General features: G+C 72.0%; 17 protein-coding genes. 8 read left to right on the top strand and 9 right to left on the bottom strand.

Translation table 11 applies throughout. The annotated features are described in order from the left end of the window. Positions 1-306 precede the first annotated feature (306 nt). Positions 307-732, bottom strand: a complete 426-nt coding sequence (locus OG599_RS03430) for a GNAT family N-acetyltransferase (RefSeq protein ID WP_327174437.1) — start codon at positions 730-732, stop codon at positions 307-309. Between the two features lie 151 nt (positions 733-883). Here OG599_RS03430 and OG599_RS03425 point away from each other — a divergent pair, with 151 nt between their 5' ends. Continuing rightward, complete coding sequence (locus OG599_RS03425; RefSeq protein WP_327174436.1) at positions 884-1,102, top strand: antitoxin; 219 nt, start codon at positions 884-886, stop codon at positions 1,100-1,102. A 145-nt stretch (positions 1,103-1,247) separates the two neighbouring features. On the opposite strand, the gene OG599_RS03420 is transcribed toward OG599_RS03425, so the two are convergent. Next, positions 1,248-2,192 (bottom strand): NAD-dependent epimerase/dehydratase family protein, encoded by a 945-nt coding sequence (locus OG599_RS03420; protein ID WP_327174435.1) that lies wholly within the window; start codon positions 2,190-2,192, stop codon positions 1,248-1,250. Between the two features lie 324 nt (positions 2,193-2,516). Here OG599_RS03420 and OG599_RS03415 point away from each other — a divergent pair, with 324 nt between their 5' ends. Together OG599_RS03415 and OG599_RS03410 are read left to right on the top strand one after the other, a co-directional pair. After that, complete coding sequence (locus OG599_RS03415; protein ID WP_327174434.1) at positions 2,517-3,107, top strand: TetR/AcrR family transcriptional regulator; 591 nt, start codon at positions 2,517-2,519, stop codon at positions 3,105-3,107. A gap of 188 nt (positions 3,108-3,295) precedes the next feature. Continuing rightward, a complete protein-coding gene (locus tag OG599_RS03410) occupies positions 3,296-3,709 on the top strand; it encodes a fic family toxin-antitoxin system, toxin component (RefSeq protein ID WP_327174433.1) in 414 nt (137 codons plus the stop codon). A 176-nt stretch (positions 3,710-3,885) separates the two neighbouring features. Here OG599_RS03410 and bioD read toward each other — a convergent pair whose 3' ends face one another. Genes bioD through bioB form a run of 3 tightly spaced genes read right to left on the bottom strand, consistent with a single transcriptional unit; the run spans position 3,886 to position 7,290 of the window. Next, a complete protein-coding gene (gene bioD, locus OG599_RS03405; RefSeq protein WP_327174432.1) occupies positions 3,886-4,572 on the bottom strand; it encodes a dethiobiotin synthase in 687 nt (228 codons plus the stop codon). A 2-nt stretch (positions 4,573-4,574) separates the two neighbouring features. Next, positions 4,575-6,053 carry an adenosylmethionine--8-amino-7-oxononanoate transaminase gene (locus OG599_RS03400; protein WP_442809373.1) on the bottom strand — a complete coding sequence of 493 codons (1,479 nt, stop codon included), beginning with the start codon at positions 6,051-6,053 and terminating at the stop codon, positions 4,575-4,577. Continuing rightward, positions 6,046-7,290, bottom strand: a complete 1,245-nt coding sequence (gene bioB / locus OG599_RS03395; RefSeq protein ID WP_327174431.1) for a biotin synthase BioB — start codon at positions 7,288-7,290, stop codon at positions 6,046-6,048. The genes OG599_RS03400 and bioB overlap by 8 nt, the downstream gene beginning before the upstream one ends. A 144-nt stretch (positions 7,291-7,434) precedes the next feature. Here bioB and OG599_RS03390 point away from each other — a divergent pair, with 144 nt between their 5' ends. Next, a complete protein-coding gene (locus OG599_RS03390) occupies positions 7,435-8,583 on the top strand; it encodes an 8-amino-7-oxononanoate synthase (RefSeq protein ID WP_327174430.1) in 1,149 nt (382 codons plus the stop codon). A gap of 57 nt (positions 8,584-8,640) precedes the next feature. Here the strand turns inward: OG599_RS03390 and OG599_RS03385 are convergent, their stop codons facing one another. Together OG599_RS03385 and OG599_RS03380 are read right to left on the bottom strand one after the other, a co-directional pair. Continuing rightward, positions 8,641-8,859 carry a DUF397 domain-containing protein gene (locus OG599_RS03385; RefSeq protein ID WP_327174429.1) on the bottom strand — a complete coding sequence of 73 codons (219 nt, stop codon included), beginning with the start codon at positions 8,857-8,859 and terminating at the stop codon, positions 8,641-8,643. 67 nt (positions 8,860-8,926) lie between these two features. Then, a complete protein-coding gene (locus OG599_RS03380) occupies positions 8,927-9,790 on the bottom strand; it encodes a helix-turn-helix domain-containing protein (protein WP_327174428.1) in 864 nt (287 codons plus the stop codon). Positions 9,791-10,016: 226 nt separating this feature from the next. On the opposite strand from OG599_RS03380, the gene OG599_RS03375 reads away from it, so the two are divergent. Further along, positions 10,017-10,448, top strand: a complete 432-nt coding sequence (locus tag OG599_RS03375) for an ATP-binding protein (RefSeq protein ID WP_327174427.1) — start codon at positions 10,017-10,019, stop codon at positions 10,446-10,448. Between the two features lie 107 nt (positions 10,449-10,555). Here the strand turns inward: OG599_RS03375 and OG599_RS03370 are convergent, their stop codons facing one another. Then, positions 10,556-11,026 carry a C40 family peptidase gene (locus OG599_RS03370; RefSeq protein ID WP_327174426.1) on the bottom strand — a complete coding sequence of 157 codons (471 nt, stop codon included), beginning with the start codon at positions 11,024-11,026 and terminating at the stop codon, positions 10,556-10,558. Positions 11,027-11,606: 580 nt separating this feature from the next. Beyond that, positions 11,607-11,915: a hypothetical protein gene (locus OG599_RS03365; RefSeq protein WP_327174425.1), complete on the bottom strand. Its 309-nt coding sequence runs from the start codon at positions 11,913-11,915 to the stop codon at positions 11,607-11,609. Between the two features lie 532 nt (positions 11,916-12,447). On the opposite strand from OG599_RS03365, the gene OG599_RS03360 reads away from it, so the two are divergent. The 3 genes from OG599_RS03360 to OG599_RS03350 are packed head-to-tail and all read left to right on the top strand — an operon-like array spanning position 12,448 to position 14,784. Next, a complete protein-coding gene (locus OG599_RS03360; protein ID WP_266701570.1) occupies positions 12,448-12,750 on the top strand; it encodes an urease subunit gamma in 303 nt (100 codons plus the stop codon). An 8-nt stretch (positions 12,751-12,758) separates the two neighbouring features. Next, entirely contained in the window at positions 12,759-13,070 is a 312-nt protein-coding gene (locus tag OG599_RS03355; protein ID WP_327174424.1) for an urease subunit beta, read from the top strand. Beyond that, positions 13,063-14,784 (top strand): urease subunit alpha, encoded by a 1,722-nt coding sequence (locus OG599_RS03350; protein WP_327174423.1) that lies wholly within the window; start codon positions 13,063-13,065, stop codon positions 14,782-14,784. Before OG599_RS03355 ends, OG599_RS03350 begins: the two co-directional genes overlap by 8 nt. Positions 14,785-14,789: the final 5 nt, after the last annotated feature.

The following is a 14,789-nucleotide window of genomic DNA, read 5'->3' as shown; positions in this document are numbered from 1 at the left end:
CGAATCCGGCGGGTTCGGCTACTGGGAGGCTCGCCCATGGGCGGACGCTCACACCTTTCTCGGCAGGGGCAGGACGTACTGATCGGCACACTGATCACCGTACTGAAGGACTGCACGCGGTACGGGGCCCTGCGCCGGTCTCCGTACTGGTCGCTGTGCCCGTCGGACGGAGATACATCGTAAAGGATCGGCAAAGTGATCGGTCCGGCCCGCCCACGCCTCCGCCTCAATCCTGCCCGGGCCCGACGGCCCTGCCCAGCCCTTCCCACGCGCCCCGGGGGTGGGCCCCGGGGCCGGGCGAGTCCGTCAGCGGGACAGGTGCTTCACCCAGCGGCTCCAACGGGACTCGCGTTCGTAGCCGGCCGCGCGCCAGGTGTGGTGGGCGCGCTCGTTGGCGTCGAGGACCATCGCGTCCCCGCGCCGCCCGCCGAGGCGTACGAACCGTTCCTCCGCGGCCGACAGCAGGGCGGTGGCCACGCCGCGTCGACGCTGCTCCGGGTGGACGGCGAGCCGGTAGAGGTGGCACCGCCAACCGTCGAACCCGGCGATCACCGTCCCCGCGAGCCGGCCGTCCCGTTCCGCCAGAATGAGGCACTCGGGGTCCCGTGCCACCAGTCGCTCGATCCCGTCCCGGTCGTCGCTGATGCTCGTCCCCTCGGCCGCCTCCTTCCAGAAGGCGAGGATCTCGTCCAGATCATCGGGGTTGGCAGTGCGTATCGAAAGGCTGCTCATCGAAAGATCGTTCACGTCTGCATCCCACCACCGGGGAACGGCGGGAGGCGAACAGATTTCCAACGCGCGTCCTCCCTCGGGTCCCAGCCCCCGGGCAGGGGCCCGACCGGTCCCCTTGCTCGGGCGGTCCGGGCGACGCTAGCTTGGGAAGATGCCCAGAACCCAGCTGAACGTCCGAGCGAACCAGGCCGCCGTCGCAGCCGAGGCCGCACGGCGGAGGAGGGCGACCATGACCCGCCCCTTGGACGAACGGACGGAACCGGACGCGCAGGACGCGGGCCACGCCTTCGTCGAAGCGGCAGCCGACTTCATGCAGCGGTACGAATCCGTCTTCGCCGAGGAATTCGGTACGGAGCGCGTCGCGCGCTGAGCGCGCCGGTCGCAGCCCGTATCACCCCATCCGCAGTCCGCAAGCCCGCAAGCCCGCAAGCCCGCAAGCCCGCAGGGCCTCAGCTCCGTGATCGGACGCAGCGAGCAGGACCGCAGCCCCGTGATCGGGCGTGCTCCGGGCACCTTCAGCTCTTGTTGCCCGCGCGGAGCCAGGCGATGTAGTCGGCGGTGGCTCGCTCGGTGTCGTACTCGGGCTGGTAGCCGGTGTCCTCCTTCAGGCGGCCGATATCGAGGACCAGCTGCTGCATGTCGCTACCCGTGGGGAGGTCGAGCCGGGCCTCGGGAGCCACCTTCCCGATCGCTTCGACGACCTGCGCGTTGGTCGTGACCCGGCCGGATCCGACGTTGTACGTGCGGTGGTTCAGCCGGTCGGCGAGCTGCAGGAGGGCGATCGCCCGGCCGGTGTCCTTGACGTAGGTGACGTCGAGCCCGTCGTCCGCGAAGGGCGGCCGCATCTGGCCGGAGAAGTCCGGGGCGGTGCCGCGGGCGGCAGCGTGGACGAGGGCGGGCGCGGCGAAGAACGGATCGGCGTGGCCGAGCGGGCCCCAGGTTCCGGAGACGCGGTAGCTGACGATGTCGATGCCGGTGGTGTCGGCGAGATAACCGCCCAGCAGTTCGCCGATCTTCTTGAAGGTCGGGATCGAGACGGACGCGCTCAACGACAGTGGCGTGTCCTCGTGGAGCGGTCCGCGGTCGTCCGCCCCGAAGTAGACGCCGATGGTGCTGGCGATCCCGAGTCGGCGTACGCCCCATTCCTGCGCAGCCTGGACCACGTTCAGCAGTCCGCCGAGCACCTGCCGGGTCGTTTCGACCGGCGCGTCGGGGACACCCGGCCAGGGGTAGGAGCCGGCCAGGTGCACGATGCCGGTGATGTCGTGGCGCCGGCCGATCGCGAGGAGGGCGTCGAGGTCGGTGACGTCGGCCTGTTCGACCGGGACCCGCTCCCCGTCGAGTACGGCGGGGAGCTCGCGGGCGGCGCGCTGGACGACCACGCATTCCTCGCCCTGGTCGATCAGCGCCCGTACGGTGTGCGATCCGATGAAGCCGAAGCCTCCGGTGACGAGGATCATGGCGTGTCCTTTCCGTGGTGGGAGCCCTGGTCACCGGGCGCCGACGACCGCGCGCCCCTCCCGTCCCGGGACCGTCCGGGACCGTCCGAGGACGCCCGGGAGAGCGCCCGAATCTTCCGGGAGAGCGCCCGAAGTCGTCCGGGCAGGAAGTAGCAGGGGAAAGGGGCGAGCGGGGGGAGCGCCGGGGGCGAGCGGGGAAGCGAGCGCGAGGGCGGCCTGGCCGACCGCGTTCCGGTCTGTCATCATGAGCAAAACGGAACCTCGCTCCGTAACGATACGGAACGTGGTTCCGCTTTGCAAGGTGAGCACGGGAGGAGTGTCGCGGTGGGTGACAGCAGTCGGGGCACGGGGACCGTGGCCGGATCCAAGCGCAAGGACGTCCGGCGCAACCAGCAGGCCCTGCTGGACGCGGCGGCAGCGGCCTTCGTCGCAGCGGGCGTGGACGCGCCGGTGCGGGACATCGCGGCCAGGGCCGGTGTCGGAGTGGGCACGGTCTACCGTCACTTCCCCACCCGGGCCGACCTGGTCATAGCCGTCTACCGGCACCAGGTGGACGCCTGTGCGGCGGCCGGCCCGGAACTGCTGGCGGCCGGCCCGACACCCCATGCGGCCCTGGGGCGGTGGGTCGACCTCTTCGTCGACTTCCTGGTCACCAAGCACGGCCTGGCTGCCGCGATGCAGGGAGACAGGGCCGGTCACGAGACGCTGCACGGCTACTTCCTGGAACGCCTTCTGCCGGTCTGCGCCGAACTCCTCGACGCTGCGGCCGCATCCGGAGAGATCCGCGCCGACCTCGACGCGTACCACCTCATGCGCGGGATCGGGAACCTCTGCATCGGCTCCGACAGCGACCCACGCTACGACGCGCGCCGACTGGTCGCCCTCCTCGTCGCGGGACTGCGGCAACCGTCCTGACCCGGCGTTCGCGGGTGGGGAGGACGGCCAACGCAACCAAGGGCAGTCGCCCGCAGGGGGTTCGCTCCACGCCCGGGGCTGAGGAATACTGGCTGCTCCGGAACCGACGGGTTCCCCGCGCGCGGACCGAGCGCCTCCCCCTTTCCGAGACGCCGGGCGCCTTCCCCTCCCCGAGACGGTCTCCCTGCATGGAACACGACGAGTCACCCGAAACACCGTCACCCGGCCCCGAGAGCTTGCGCATTGATCTCTCCTGGCTGCTCATGGTGGCCGAGCACCGGACGCCGGGCGATCCGCACGTCGCCGACTGGGGCGCCCTCGTCGCCGCCGTGAGCCGGCACGAGGCGGAGATCTTCGGCAGTCCGGTCTATGCCAGCCCTCATGCCCGGGCGGCCTCGCTGCTCCAACTGCTCCTGCATGTACCGGCATTGGAGCATTCCAACGCGATGTTCGCCTCGGCCGTGGCCTACGGCTACCTGGTCGCCTCCGGGCTCCGCGTCCAGACGTCCCCCGACCGCGTGCGCGACCTGGCCCGCCTGGTGAAGGAGGGTAAGGCCGGAGTGCGCGACATCGCCGAGGAGTTGCACGAGTGGTGCGGCTGAGCCGCCACGCACGGCCGCCGGGACGCCCGCGTCCACCGGGCGCACACCGCCCGCATCCACCATGCGCCCCTCCCGCACAGGCCAACCCGAGCCCCGCAAGTGCATCCCGGCCCCCCCGCAGCGCAACCCGGGCTCCCACAGGGCAACCCGGGCGGCACCGCGCACCGGGCCCGGACTCACCGGACCCCGCGCACTCCGCCCAGCTCCGGAGCGAGCCAACTCGCCGCCCGCGCGCGGAAGTCGGCGGGAGGCAGCGAGCCCGCTCCGGACGGGAGCACGCCCAGGAGTGGGGCGCCCGCCGCGACCGGGAGGTCCTCCACATTGCAGCGGGTGGCCAGATCCGGTTCGGCCGGCATGCTGCCGATCACCACGCCCGGACAGACGAGGCCCCGGGCGCGCAACGCCTCCGCCGTCAGCGCGGTGGAGTTGAGCGTGCCGAGCCCCGCAGCCACCACCAGCAGTACCGGCGCATCCAGCAGCCGGGCCGCGTCCGCCAGCGTGGCCCCCTCGTCGTCGTACCGTACGAGCAGTCCGCCCGCCCCCTCGACCAGCACCAGATCGTGCTCAGTCGCGAGCTTCTGCGCGGCGTCGGCGATCTCGTACGGGCGGACGGGGGCGAGTCCGCAGCGCCGGGCGGCGGTCGCGGGCGCCAACGGCTCGGGGTAGCGAGCGAGTTCGACCGCCGTCACCTCGCCGCCGGCCAGCCGCGCCACCTCGGCCGCGTCACCGTGCTCTCCCGGAGCGACGCCCGTCTGCGCGGGTTTGAGCACCGCGACCCGGCCGCCCGAAGCCGCCGCCACGGCCGCCGTCACGATCGTCTTGCCGATCTCGGTGCCCGTACCGGACACCACCAGAATCGTCATGGTCATCCTTCCCGCGCCGCAGCGCACACGGCACGGCAGATCCGCGCCACGTCCTCGTCGTCCGTCACGTACGGCGGCATCGTGTACACGAGGTCCCGGAACGGCCGCAGCCATACTCCCTCGCGGACCGCCGCTCGGGTCGCGGCCTCCATGTCCACCTCGTGGTCGAGCTGTACGACCCCGATCGCGCCCAGCACCCGCACGTCCGCGACCCCCGGCAGTCCGGCGGCCCCGGCCAGACCGGTCCGCAGTCCGGCGCCGATCCGCGCGACCTCGCCCTGCCAGTCCTGGCCGAGCAACAGGTCCATGGAGGCGCAGGCGACCGCCGCGGCGAGCGGGTTGCCCATGAAGGTCGGACCGTGTGCCAGTACGGGTACCTCGCCGCGCGAAATGCCCTCGGCCACCCCGGTCGTGCACAGGGTCGCCGCCATCGTGAGGTAGCCACCGGTCAGCGCCTTGCCGACGCACATCACGTCCGGGGAGATCCCGGCGTGCTCCGCGGCGAACAGCCGCCCCGTGCGGCCGAATCCGGTCGCGATCTCGTCGAGGACGAGCAGCACGTCGTGCGCGTCGCACGCCTCCCTGAGTACCCGCAGATACCCGGGCGAGTGGAACCGCATCCCCCCGGCCCCCTGGACGACGGGCTCCACGATCACCGCGGCCAGTTCGTGGGCGTGGCGGGCGATCAGCTCGCGCAGATGCCCGGCGTAGTCCGCGTCCACCTCCGCGTCGAAGCCGTCCGGCGGGGCGTCCGCGAAGACCTGTTGGGGGAGCACTCCCGACCAGAGCTCGTGCATCCCACCCTCGGGATCGCACACCGACATCGGCTGCCAGGTGTCGCCGTGGTAGCCGCCGCGCCAGGTCAGGAGCCTCTGCTTGGCGGGCCGGCCCGCCGAACGCCAGTACTGGAGGCACATCTTCACCGCCACTTCGACGGAGACCGAGCCCGAGTCGGCGAGGAAGACGTGCTGGAGGGGAGCCGGGGTGATCTCCACCAGCCGGGCGGCCAGCCGGACGGCGGGCTCATGGGTGAGCCCGCCGAACATCACATGGCTCATCCGGTCCAGCTGTCCACGCGCCGCCTCGTTGAGGACCGGGTGGTTGTAGCCGTGCACCGCCGACCACCAGGAGGACATCCCGTCCACCAACTCCCGGTGCCCGTCCACCGGTTCCGCCAGCCGCAGCCGGACACCGGAAGCCGACTCCACGATCAGCGGCTCCTGCCGGCCGGGCATGGGCCCGTAGGGATGCCAGACGTGGGCCCGGTCCAGCGACCGCAGCCGGTCGGGCGTCAGGACGGGGGCAGGCGGAGACGCCGGCACCGGGGACGGGGCGGAGGAGGCCGGGGACGGGGCGGAGGAGACCGGGGACGGGACGGAGGAAGCCGGGGACGGGGCGGAGGAGGAGACAGCGGCGGAAGCGGAACGGCCGCCGGGGGCCGGCCGGACGAAGGCCGGCCCCGGAACGTACGCCTCAGGCATTGGGAGCGAGATCCGTACCCGCACCCCGCCGGCGCACGGCCACCAGGTCCGTACGCGCCGCAGCGGCGGAGACGGATCCCGAGCCCGCCGCCTCCGCGGCGACGTCGGAGGGCGCCTCCCCGGCCGTGACCGGCCCGCCGCACGGGGCGCAACCGCCGCCGGCTGCCCCGCCGCCGCAGCCGTCGGAGTCCGTATGCCCCCCGCAGCCCGCGCCCGCGCCCGCGCCGGCCGTGGCCCGGTGGCCGGGCAGCGTCGTGGTCTCCGCGCCCTCCACCTCGAACCCCGCGTCGGCGATCATGTCGAGATCCGCCTGGCCCGCCTGTCCCTCACTGGTCAGATAGTCACCCAGGAAGATCGAGTTGACCAGGTGCAGCGCGAGCGGCTGCATCGACCGCAGGTGCACCTCACGGCCACCGGCGAGCCGCACCTCCACGTCCGGGCAGACGAACCGCACCATCGCGAGAATCCGCATGCACCGCTGGGGCGTCAGGTTCCACTCCTTGGCGAGCGGAGTGCCCTCGAACGGGATCAGGAAGTTCACCGGTACGGAGTCGGGATCGAGTCGGCGGAGGGCGAAGACCACGTCGATCAGGTCCTCGTCGCTCTCGCCCATGCCCGCGATCAGCCCGGAGCAGGCCGACAGCCCGGCCCCCTGGGCGTGCCGCACGGTCTCCACCCGGTCGGCATAGGTGTGGGTGGTGGTGATGTCGCCGTACGTGGCCTCGGAGGTGTTGAGGTTGTGGTTGTACGCGTCCGCACCCGCCGAACGCAGCTTCTCCGCCTGCCCGTCGGAGAGCAGGCCGAGACAGGCGCACACCTCGACGCCCTCGTTCTCGTCCTTGATCGCCTCGATGGTCCGGGAGACCCGCTCCACGTCCCGGTCGGTCGGGCCCCGACCGCTCGCCACCAGGCAGACCCGCTTGGCGCCCCCGGCCACCCCGGCGGCCGCCGCGCGTGACGCCTCGTCGGGCTTCAGCCAGGAGTACTTGAGGATGCCCGCCTCGGAGCCGAGCCGCTGCGAGCAGTACGAGCAGTCCTCCGGACACAGGCCCGACTTGAGGTTGACCAGGTAGTTGAGTTTCACCCGGCGCCCGAACCACTGCCGGCGCACTCTGCCCGCGGCGGCCACCAGGTCGAGCAGTTCGTCGTCGGAGGTCGCCAGTACGGCGAGCGCCTCTTCACGGGTCGGCAGTTCGCGCCGCAACCCCTTGTCCACCAGCGTGCTCAACAGGTCCATGGCGTCGATCCTGACGCACACCACGGCCATCGGCCAAGGAGGAACCCGACAGGAGAGAAGGGGAGCATGTGTGTGTATTGCCACACCCTGACCGGCTGCGCCCCCGGCTACCCTCTGTGAGCTGCCTACAAAAGGGACCCCCCGATGGCCTTCGCCCCGTTCGACTGGACCGAGGAGGAGTCCGGCCGCCGCGCCGCCGCCGGACTCGTCCGCACACTGCGCCCGCGACCTGCCGAAACCGAGGTACTGGACCTCGCGAGCAACGACTACCTCGGGCTCACCCGCCACCCCGAGGTGACCGGGGCGGCGGCCGGAGCGGCACGGAAGTGGGGCGCGGGCGCCACGGGCTCACGCCTGGTCACCGGCTCCACCACCCTCCACGCGGAACTCGAAAGCGAACTCGCCGACTTCTGCGGCTTCGAAGCCGCCCTGGTGTTCTCCTCCGGCTACGCGGCGAACCTGGCCGCGCTCACCGCCCTCTCCCGCGCCGACGGCATCATCGTGTCCGACGCGGCCAACCACGCCTCGATCGTGGACGGTTGCAGGCTGGCGCGCGCGCGGACCGAGGTGGTGGCGCACGCCGACCCCGAGGCGGTCCGCAAGGCCCTGGAATCCCACACCGGACCGGCGCTGGTGGTCTCCGACTCGGTCTTCTCCGTCGACGGGGACGCCGCCCCGCTCGCCGCCCTCGCCGCCGTCTGCCGGAGCGCGGGCGCCGGGCTGGTCGTCGACGACGCGCACGGTCTCGGGGTGCTCGGAGCGGGTGGACGCGGCGCCCCGGCCGCCTGCGGGCTGGCGGGCGACGAGGGGCTGGTGGCCACGCTCACCCTCTCCAAGTCCCTGGGCAGCCAGGGCGGCGCGATCCTGGGAACCGCATCGGTGATCCGTCATCTCGTCAACACCGCCCGCACGTTCATCTTCGACACCGGGCTCGCACCCGCCTCCGCCGGAGCCGCGCTCGCGAGCCTCGCGGTACTGCGGAGGGAGCCGGAACGCGCCGCCCGGGCACGCGAGGTCGCCACCCGGATGCACGAGCGGCTGACCGCGGCGGGGCTGCACGCGGCCCGCCCGGACGCCGCCGTGGTGTCCGTGCGGGCGCCCTCCCCCGAGTCTGCGGTCCGCTGGGCGGCGGACTGCCGGGAGGCCGGCCTCGCCGTGGGATGCTTCCGCCCGCCGTCGGTCCCGGACGGCGTCTCGCGCCTGCGGCTCACCGCCCGGGCCGACCTGACGGACGACCGGATCGACACAGCCCTGGACACGATCGTCCGTACGGCTCCGAGGGGCACCGCCTGACCGGGGAGCGGAGGCCCGCCCGGGGCACAGCGGCCGGTGCGCCCCGGGCCGGTGCGCTCAGCCCCGGGACCCGTCCGTACCGGGGGCCTGGAGGCCGCACACGAACGCTCTCCAGGCAGGTGCGGAGAAGGACAGATGGGTCCGGTCCACGTCCTTGGAGTCGCGCACCGAGAGCAGGGCCGGCCCACGTACCGCCGTCTCCACGCAGTTGTTCATACCAGTGCTGCGGCTGCTGCGGCGCCACGGGGAGGCGGGCGGTGCCGGGCGGTCGGGCATGGTGCTCCTTCGGATCGGTGGACGCTGCAAGGCCCGTCCGGAAATCCGGCCGGGCCCGGGGTTCTCATCACGGCCGCCTCTCGCGGCCGATCGCCGTGATGAGATCCCTCGACCGCTCGGGCGAGAGCGCGCGTCCCTGCATGGTGCGGAAAGCGGAACCGTACGCCTCCAGATCCTCTTTCCGCTCCAGATAGTGACTACGCGTCAAGTGGTCGAGAACGACCACATCCAGAGCTGAAGTTGTCGGAAAAGAGAAGATGACGAACGGGCCGGTCAGTCCGACGTACCCCCCGACGCTGAACGGGACCAACTGAATCTCCACGTGCGGGAATTCCGACATGCGCGCGAGATGGTCGAGCTGGGCGCGCATCACGCGCCGCCCGCCCACCTCGCGTCGCAGCACCGCCTCGTCGAGCACGGCGGTGAGCCGGAGCGGAGCGTCGCACCGCAGCACCGACTGGCGGGCGAGCCGCACTTCGACCAGGGCGTCCAGATGGGCCCCCGGTATGCCGTCCAGCGCGGACTCGGTGACCGACCGCGCGTAGTCGGCGGTCTGGAGCAGCCCGGGGACCACCGAGGTCTCCAGCGTCCTCGCGGTCTCGGCCTGCGCCTCCAGGGCGATGAAGTCGCGGTACTGCGGCGGAATGATGCCCCGGTAGGCGTGCCACCAGCCCGTGTCGCGGCCGTCCGCCGACCCGGCCAGCGCCGAGAGCAGGGTGCGCAGTTCGGGATCGACGACGGCGTACGCGTCGAGCAGGCGGCCGACATCGGCCGGGGACACGCCGCTCGCGCCCGTCTCGATCCTGCTCACCTTCGACTGGTGCCAGCCGAGCAGCGATGCCGCCTGTTGGCTGGTGAGTCCCGACGAGTGGCGCAGACTCCGCAGCTCTTCCCCGAGTTTGCGACGGCGCACGACGGGGCCGTTGCCCATTCCGGTCTCCTTCCGCCGGGCGGCACGGTCGACCGCTCCGTCGGACGACCTGGAAGCCAGTGTGCCGAATGTTCGAGCTCCGGTGAGCCGGAGTTCACCGCATTGAGCGATAGATATATGCATATCTCGGCAGATCGTGCATGCATGGGGTCCGGCGGTGGCACTCTGGCGCCAGGCACAATCCGGGCCGATAGGGGTCGGCTGGGCGGAAAGGGACGGCGTCGCCATGGCAGATCATCAGGAAGCACATGTCACCCTGCCGAGCGATCCGGTGTCGGTGTCCGCGGCCCGCAGACACGTGGCCCGCGTAATCGCGGAGTGGGGCATGCACGACGACACGGAGGACGCCGGGACGATCCTGCTGATCGTTTCGGAGCTCGCGACCAACGCGGTGCTGCACACACTCGGCCAGTCACCCACGTTCACGGTGCGGCTGTTGCTCGACCGGGACGAGGAACTGCGGCTGGAGGTGACCGACAGCCACCCCCGGTGGCCCAGACGGCTGCCCCCGGCCGTGCAGCGTGACAACGGACGGGGCCTGGCGATCATCCGGGTCCTGGCCAAGGAGTGCGGCGGCCGGTTCGGCGTCACCCCGACCGAGGACGGCGGCAAGACCGTGTGGGTCGCGCTGCCGTGGTCCGTACCGGTGCCGGGCTGACGTCGCGCCCGGCCCGGACGGGGCGGCCGCGCGACCCGGCGGGGTCGTCGCGCGTCGCCGCGTCCGGGCCGGGCGCCGTACACCGGCGGCACGGGGCCCGGTGTGCGTCAGCGCACCCGTCCGTACCAGACCCGCTTCGTCCAGATCCGCTCCAGCCGCACCACGGCACCGGTCTTCGGGGAGTGCCAGATCTTGCCGTTTCCGGCGTAGATGCCCACGTGGTACACGCTGCGGCCGCTGTGGAAGAAGACCAGGTCGCCCCTCCTGCGCTGCGAGGAAGTGATGTGGCGCGTCTTGTTGTACTGCTGCTGCGCCGTGCGGGGCAGCTTCTTGCCGACCCGCTTGAACGAGTAGAGCGTCAGCCCGGAGCAGTCGAACCGCCGGGGGCCTGTGGCGCCCCACTGATAGGGGGAGCCCTTCTTGGACGCGGCGACCCGGAGCGCCTTCGTCGACTGGGCGGCGGCCTCGGCGTCGGACACCAGGCCGGGGGCCAGCATGGTCGAACTGAGAGCCAGAGTGAGGACCGAGGCCGTACCGGCCCGGGTGAGCAGAGACGGGACATGAACCTGCGCAGTCATGCGCAACCCTTCGTCAGCCGCCTGTGAAAGATGACCTGTCGGGTTCGGGCTGGCGAAGTCGCCCGGCCGCGCGTCGCGGCTTCACCCCGAGGGACGGCCGGTTGCCCGGTCGACCCGTTGTGCTCGGGTCCTCCACTCCTGCCGATCCACTCATGTCGACCCGTCATCCGCTCGGCGGCAGGACTCGGCGTCCGCGCGGACCGCCCCGTCGGGGTGGCGGGGGCTTGTCGTCCCACGGATCTTGACCCAGGCCGTGCAAGATTTTCGAGGTGGCAGAGGAAGTGAGATCGGTCGGCCGACGTTGCGCCGGGAGAGTGGGGGAGCGTCGGGCGCGGTCGGGGGCGCGCACCCCGGTTGCCTCCACCGAGGCTGCGGAGTGCGGTACTTGGCGCAGGGCGAGAACACCGGGGAGCGCACATCGGGAGGAACGCGCGGCGGGCTGAAACCCTGGGCCGAACGGGCGGAAAATCGGATATTCCTCACGGGCGTGTCGCCAGAAACGGAAAAGGCTCCGGTCCAGCCCGCCCCTCGGCCTCGCACGGCCGGCCCCCGGGGCCCGCCCCGGACGGGCCGGCTGTCGTCAACTCCCGTTGGCGCGCGGCACGGTGACCCGCCCTGCCCGCCGCTCCCCGTCCAGCGCCCGCAGCGCCCGGGCCAGCGTGGCCGCGTGGATCCGGTTCTCGCCGCGCTCGTGCATCAGCGCCAGGGCGTCCCGCAGCGTCGCCGCGTGCGAGGCCAGCGCCTGGGCGGCCCGCAGTGCCGCGTAGGTGTCGCTGCCCCGGGCGGGATTGATCCGGCCCACCTGGTCGAGGACGGCGAGATAGCGGTCGATGAACTCCGCCTCCGCGTGGGTCAGCGCGGGAAGGGGCGGCAACTCCGGCGGCAGCATGGGATTCACCTCGTGGGCGCGGTGGCGGGTGCGCGGTGCGGTGCTCCCCGACGTGGCCGGACGGGCCGTGAGCGCGGTGGGCTCCGGCGTCGAGGATGAGGGTCACGGTCGATGTCACCGGCGGTGCCGTCGGCGAGCAGCCCGACTTCCGGCGGCCGCCCCCGCACCGGTTCGGGCAGGGCGGGCTGCTGGATTACTACCCGAGCGGCCGCCGGACCATGTCGGCGCCCGGACGCGCCCGGGACGGTACGCGGCGCGCGCCCCGCTCCTGTGCGCGCCGTATACGAGGCGAAGGGTGTGCGGGCGGCTCGGCGGTACCGTTCCGGGGGGTGGTCCGGCCCTCCGGGGCCATGCCTCCGTACCGGACGGCGTCGACACGTGACCGGCCCAGTTAACGCGACGGAAAAACTTCCGTCCTAACGTGCGGTGTCTGGCCGGTGTGCCCGCCTCGGCGATCGACGCGCTGTCGTCGTCCGAAGCGGCTCTGCCGCGTCCAGGGCCACGACCGGGCGCGAGACGATGAGGTGGAAGCGTGCAACTCACCCCGCACGAGCAGGAACGCCTGCTCATCCATGTGGCCGCCGACGTCGCCGAGAGGCGCCGGGCGCGCGGGCTTCGGCTCAACCACCCGGAGGCGGTCGCGCTGATCACGTCACACATCCTGGAGGGCGCGCGCGACGGGCGGACCGTCGCCGAACTCATGGCGTCCGGACGGAAGGTGCTCACCCGCGCCGACGTCATGGACGGCATCCCGGAGATGATCCACGACGTCCAGGTGGAGGCCACCTTCCCGGACGGCACCAAGCTCGTCACCGTCCACGATCCGATCGTCTGAGGGGCGCCGTGATTCCCGGAGAGATCCTGTACGCGGACGGGCCCGTGCCGATCAACGAGGGCCGCCCCGTCACCCGTATCACCGTCCTCAACGCGGCCGACCGGCCCGTCCAGGTCGGCTCGCACTACCACTTCGCCGAGGCCAATCCCGGCCTCGACTTCGACCGGGGGGCCGCCCACGGCCTGCGGCTGAACATCGCCGCCGGGACGGCCGTGCGCTTCGAGCCCGGCATCCCCATGGACGTCGAACTCGTCCCGCTCGCAGGCGCCCGGGTCGTCCCCGGCCTGCGTGGCGAAACCGGAGGTGCCCTCGATGGCTGAACTCGACCGTGCCGTCTACGCCGACCTGTTCGGCCCCACCACCGGCGACCGCATCCGGCTCGCGGACACCTCCCTGCTCGTGGAGATCGAGGAGGACCGCTCGGGCGGCCCCGGGCGGGCCGGCGACGAGGCGGTGTTCGGCGGCGGCAAGGTGATCCGGGAGTCCATGGGGCAGGCCCGCACCTGCCGCGCCGAGGGCGCCCCCGACACGGTCATCACCGGTGTGGTCGTCGTCGACCACTGGGGGATCGTCAAGGCGGACGTCGGCATCCGCGACGGACGCATCACCGGCATCGGCAAGGCCGGGAACCCCGACACCATGGACGGGGTCCACCCCGATCTGGTCATCGGGCCGGAGACGGAGATCATCGCGGGGAACGGCAAGATCCTCACGGCGGGCGCCATCGACGCGCACGTCCACTTCATCTCACCGACCCTCGTCGACCAGGCGCTCTCCGCCGGGATCACCACCCTCGTCGGCGGCGGAACCGGACCGGCCGAGGGCACCAAGGCGACCACCGTCACCCCCGGCTCCTGGCACCTCGCCCGGATGTTCGAGGCGCTGGAGGGGTACCCCGTCAACATCGGGCTCCTCGGCAAGGGCAACACCATGTCCCACGAGGCCATGCGGGCCCAGCTGCGCGGCGGTGCGCTCGGGTTCAAGATCCACGAGGACTGGGGGGCGACGCCCGCCGTCATCGACGCCTGCCTGCGGGTCTGCGAGGAGAGCGGCGCCCAGCTCGCCATCCACACGGACACCCTGAACGAGGCCGGTTTCGTGGCGGACACCCTCGCAGCCATCGCGGGCCGCACGATCCACGCGTACCACACCGAGGGAGCCGGCGGCGGGCACGCGCCCGACATCATCACCGTCGTCTCGGAGCCGTACGTCCTGCCGAGCTCCACCAATCCGACCCGCCCGCACACCGTCAACACCATCGAGGAACACCTCGACATGCTGATGGTCTGCCACCACCTCAACCCGGCCGTTCCCGAGGACCTCGCGTTCGCCGAGTCCCGTATCCGGCCCTCCACCATCGCTGCCGAGGACATCCTGCACGACCTCGGCGCCATCTCGATCATCTCCTCCGACTCCCAGGCCATGGGACGGATCGGCGAGGTCGTCCTGCGCACCTGGCAGACCGCGCACGTCATGAAGGCACGCCGGGGCGCGCTCCCCGGCGACGGGGCGGCCGACAACCACCGGGTGCGTCGCTATGTCGCCAAATACACGATCAACCCGGCGGCGGCGCAGGGGCTCGACCGTGAGATCGGCTCGGTCGAGACCGGAAAGCTCGCCGACCTCGTCCTCTGGGACCCCGCTTTCTTCGGGGTGAAGCCCCAACTGGTCATCAAGGGCGGCCAGATCGCGTACGCGCAGATGGGCGACGCCAACGCCTCCATCCCGACGCCCCAACCGGTCCTGCCGAGGCCGATGTTCGGCGCTGTCGGCCGGGCCCCCGCCTCGAACTCCTTCAACTTCGTCTCGACGGCGGCGATCGAGGACAAGCTGCCCGAACGCCTCGGCCTCGGCAAGCGGTTCGTGCCGATCACCAGCACCCGGGGCGTCACCAAGGCCGACATGCGGGAGAACGACGCACTGCCCCGCGTCCAGGTCGACCCGGACAGCTTCGCCGTGACGATCGACGGAGACCTCGTCGAGCCCGCACCGGCCAGGGAACTGCCCATGGCCCAGCGCTACTTCCTCTTCTGATCGGG

The organism is Streptomyces sp. NBC_01335 (assembly GCF_035953295.1).
In the GTDB taxonomy this organism is placed as follows: Bacteria; Actinomycetota; Actinomycetes; order Streptomycetales; family Streptomycetaceae; genus Streptomyces.
The sequence above is the reverse complement of the archived record's forward strand: the minus strand, read 5'-3'. Positions and strand labels throughout refer to the sequence as shown.

What these genes read in the sequence shown, in the direction of transcription:
- OG599_RS03430 (WP_327174437.1), bottom strand. Translation starts at nt 732, where the DNA reads ATGAGCAGCCTTTCGATACGCACTGCCAACCCCGATGATCTGGACGAG.
- OG599_RS03425 (WP_327174436.1), top strand. Translation starts at nt 884, where the DNA reads ATGCCCAGAACCCAGCTGAACGTCCGAGCGAACCAGGCCGCCGTCGCA.
- OG599_RS03420 (WP_327174435.1), bottom strand. Translation starts at nt 2,192, where the DNA reads ATGATCCTCGTCACCGGAGGCTTCGGCTTCATCGGATCGCACACCGTA.
- OG599_RS03410 (WP_327174433.1), top strand. Translation starts at nt 3,296, where the DNA reads ATGGAACACGACGAGTCACCCGAAACACCGTCACCCGGCCCCGAGAGC.
- bioD (WP_327174432.1), bottom strand. Translation starts at nt 4,572, where the DNA reads ATGACGATTCTGGTGGTGTCCGGTACGGGCACCGAGATCGGCAAGACG.
- OG599_RS03400 (WP_442809373.1), bottom strand. Translation starts at nt 6,053, where the DNA reads ATGCCTGAGGCGTACGTTCCGGGGCCGGCCTTCGTCCGGCCGGCCCCC.
- bioB (WP_327174431.1), bottom strand. Translation starts at nt 7,290, where the DNA reads ATGGACCTGTTGAGCACGCTGGTGGACAAGGGGTTGCGGCGCGAACTG.
- OG599_RS03390 (WP_327174430.1), top strand. Translation starts at nt 7,435, where the DNA reads ATGGCCTTCGCCCCGTTCGACTGGACCGAGGAGGAGTCCGGCCGCCGC.
- OG599_RS03385 (WP_327174429.1), bottom strand. Translation starts at nt 8,859, where the DNA reads ATGCCCGACCGCCCGGCACCGCCCGCCTCCCCGTGGCGCCGCAGCAGC.
- OG599_RS03380 (WP_327174428.1), bottom strand. Translation starts at nt 9,790, where the DNA reads ATGGGCAACGGCCCCGTCGTGCGCCGTCGCAAACTCGGGGAAGAGCTG.
- OG599_RS03375 (WP_327174427.1), top strand. Translation starts at nt 10,017, where the DNA reads ATGGCAGATCATCAGGAAGCACATGTCACCCTGCCGAGCGATCCGGTG.
- OG599_RS03370 (WP_327174426.1), bottom strand. Translation starts at nt 11,026, where the DNA reads ATGACTGCGCAGGTTCATGTCCCGTCTCTGCTCACCCGGGCCGGTACG.
- OG599_RS03365 (WP_327174425.1), bottom strand. Translation starts at nt 11,915, where the DNA reads ATGCTGCCGCCGGAGTTGCCGCCCCTTCCCGCGCTGACCCACGCGGAG.
- OG599_RS03350 (WP_327174423.1), top strand. Translation starts at nt 13,063, where the DNA reads ATGGCTGAACTCGACCGTGCCGTCTACGCCGACCTGTTCGGCCCCACC.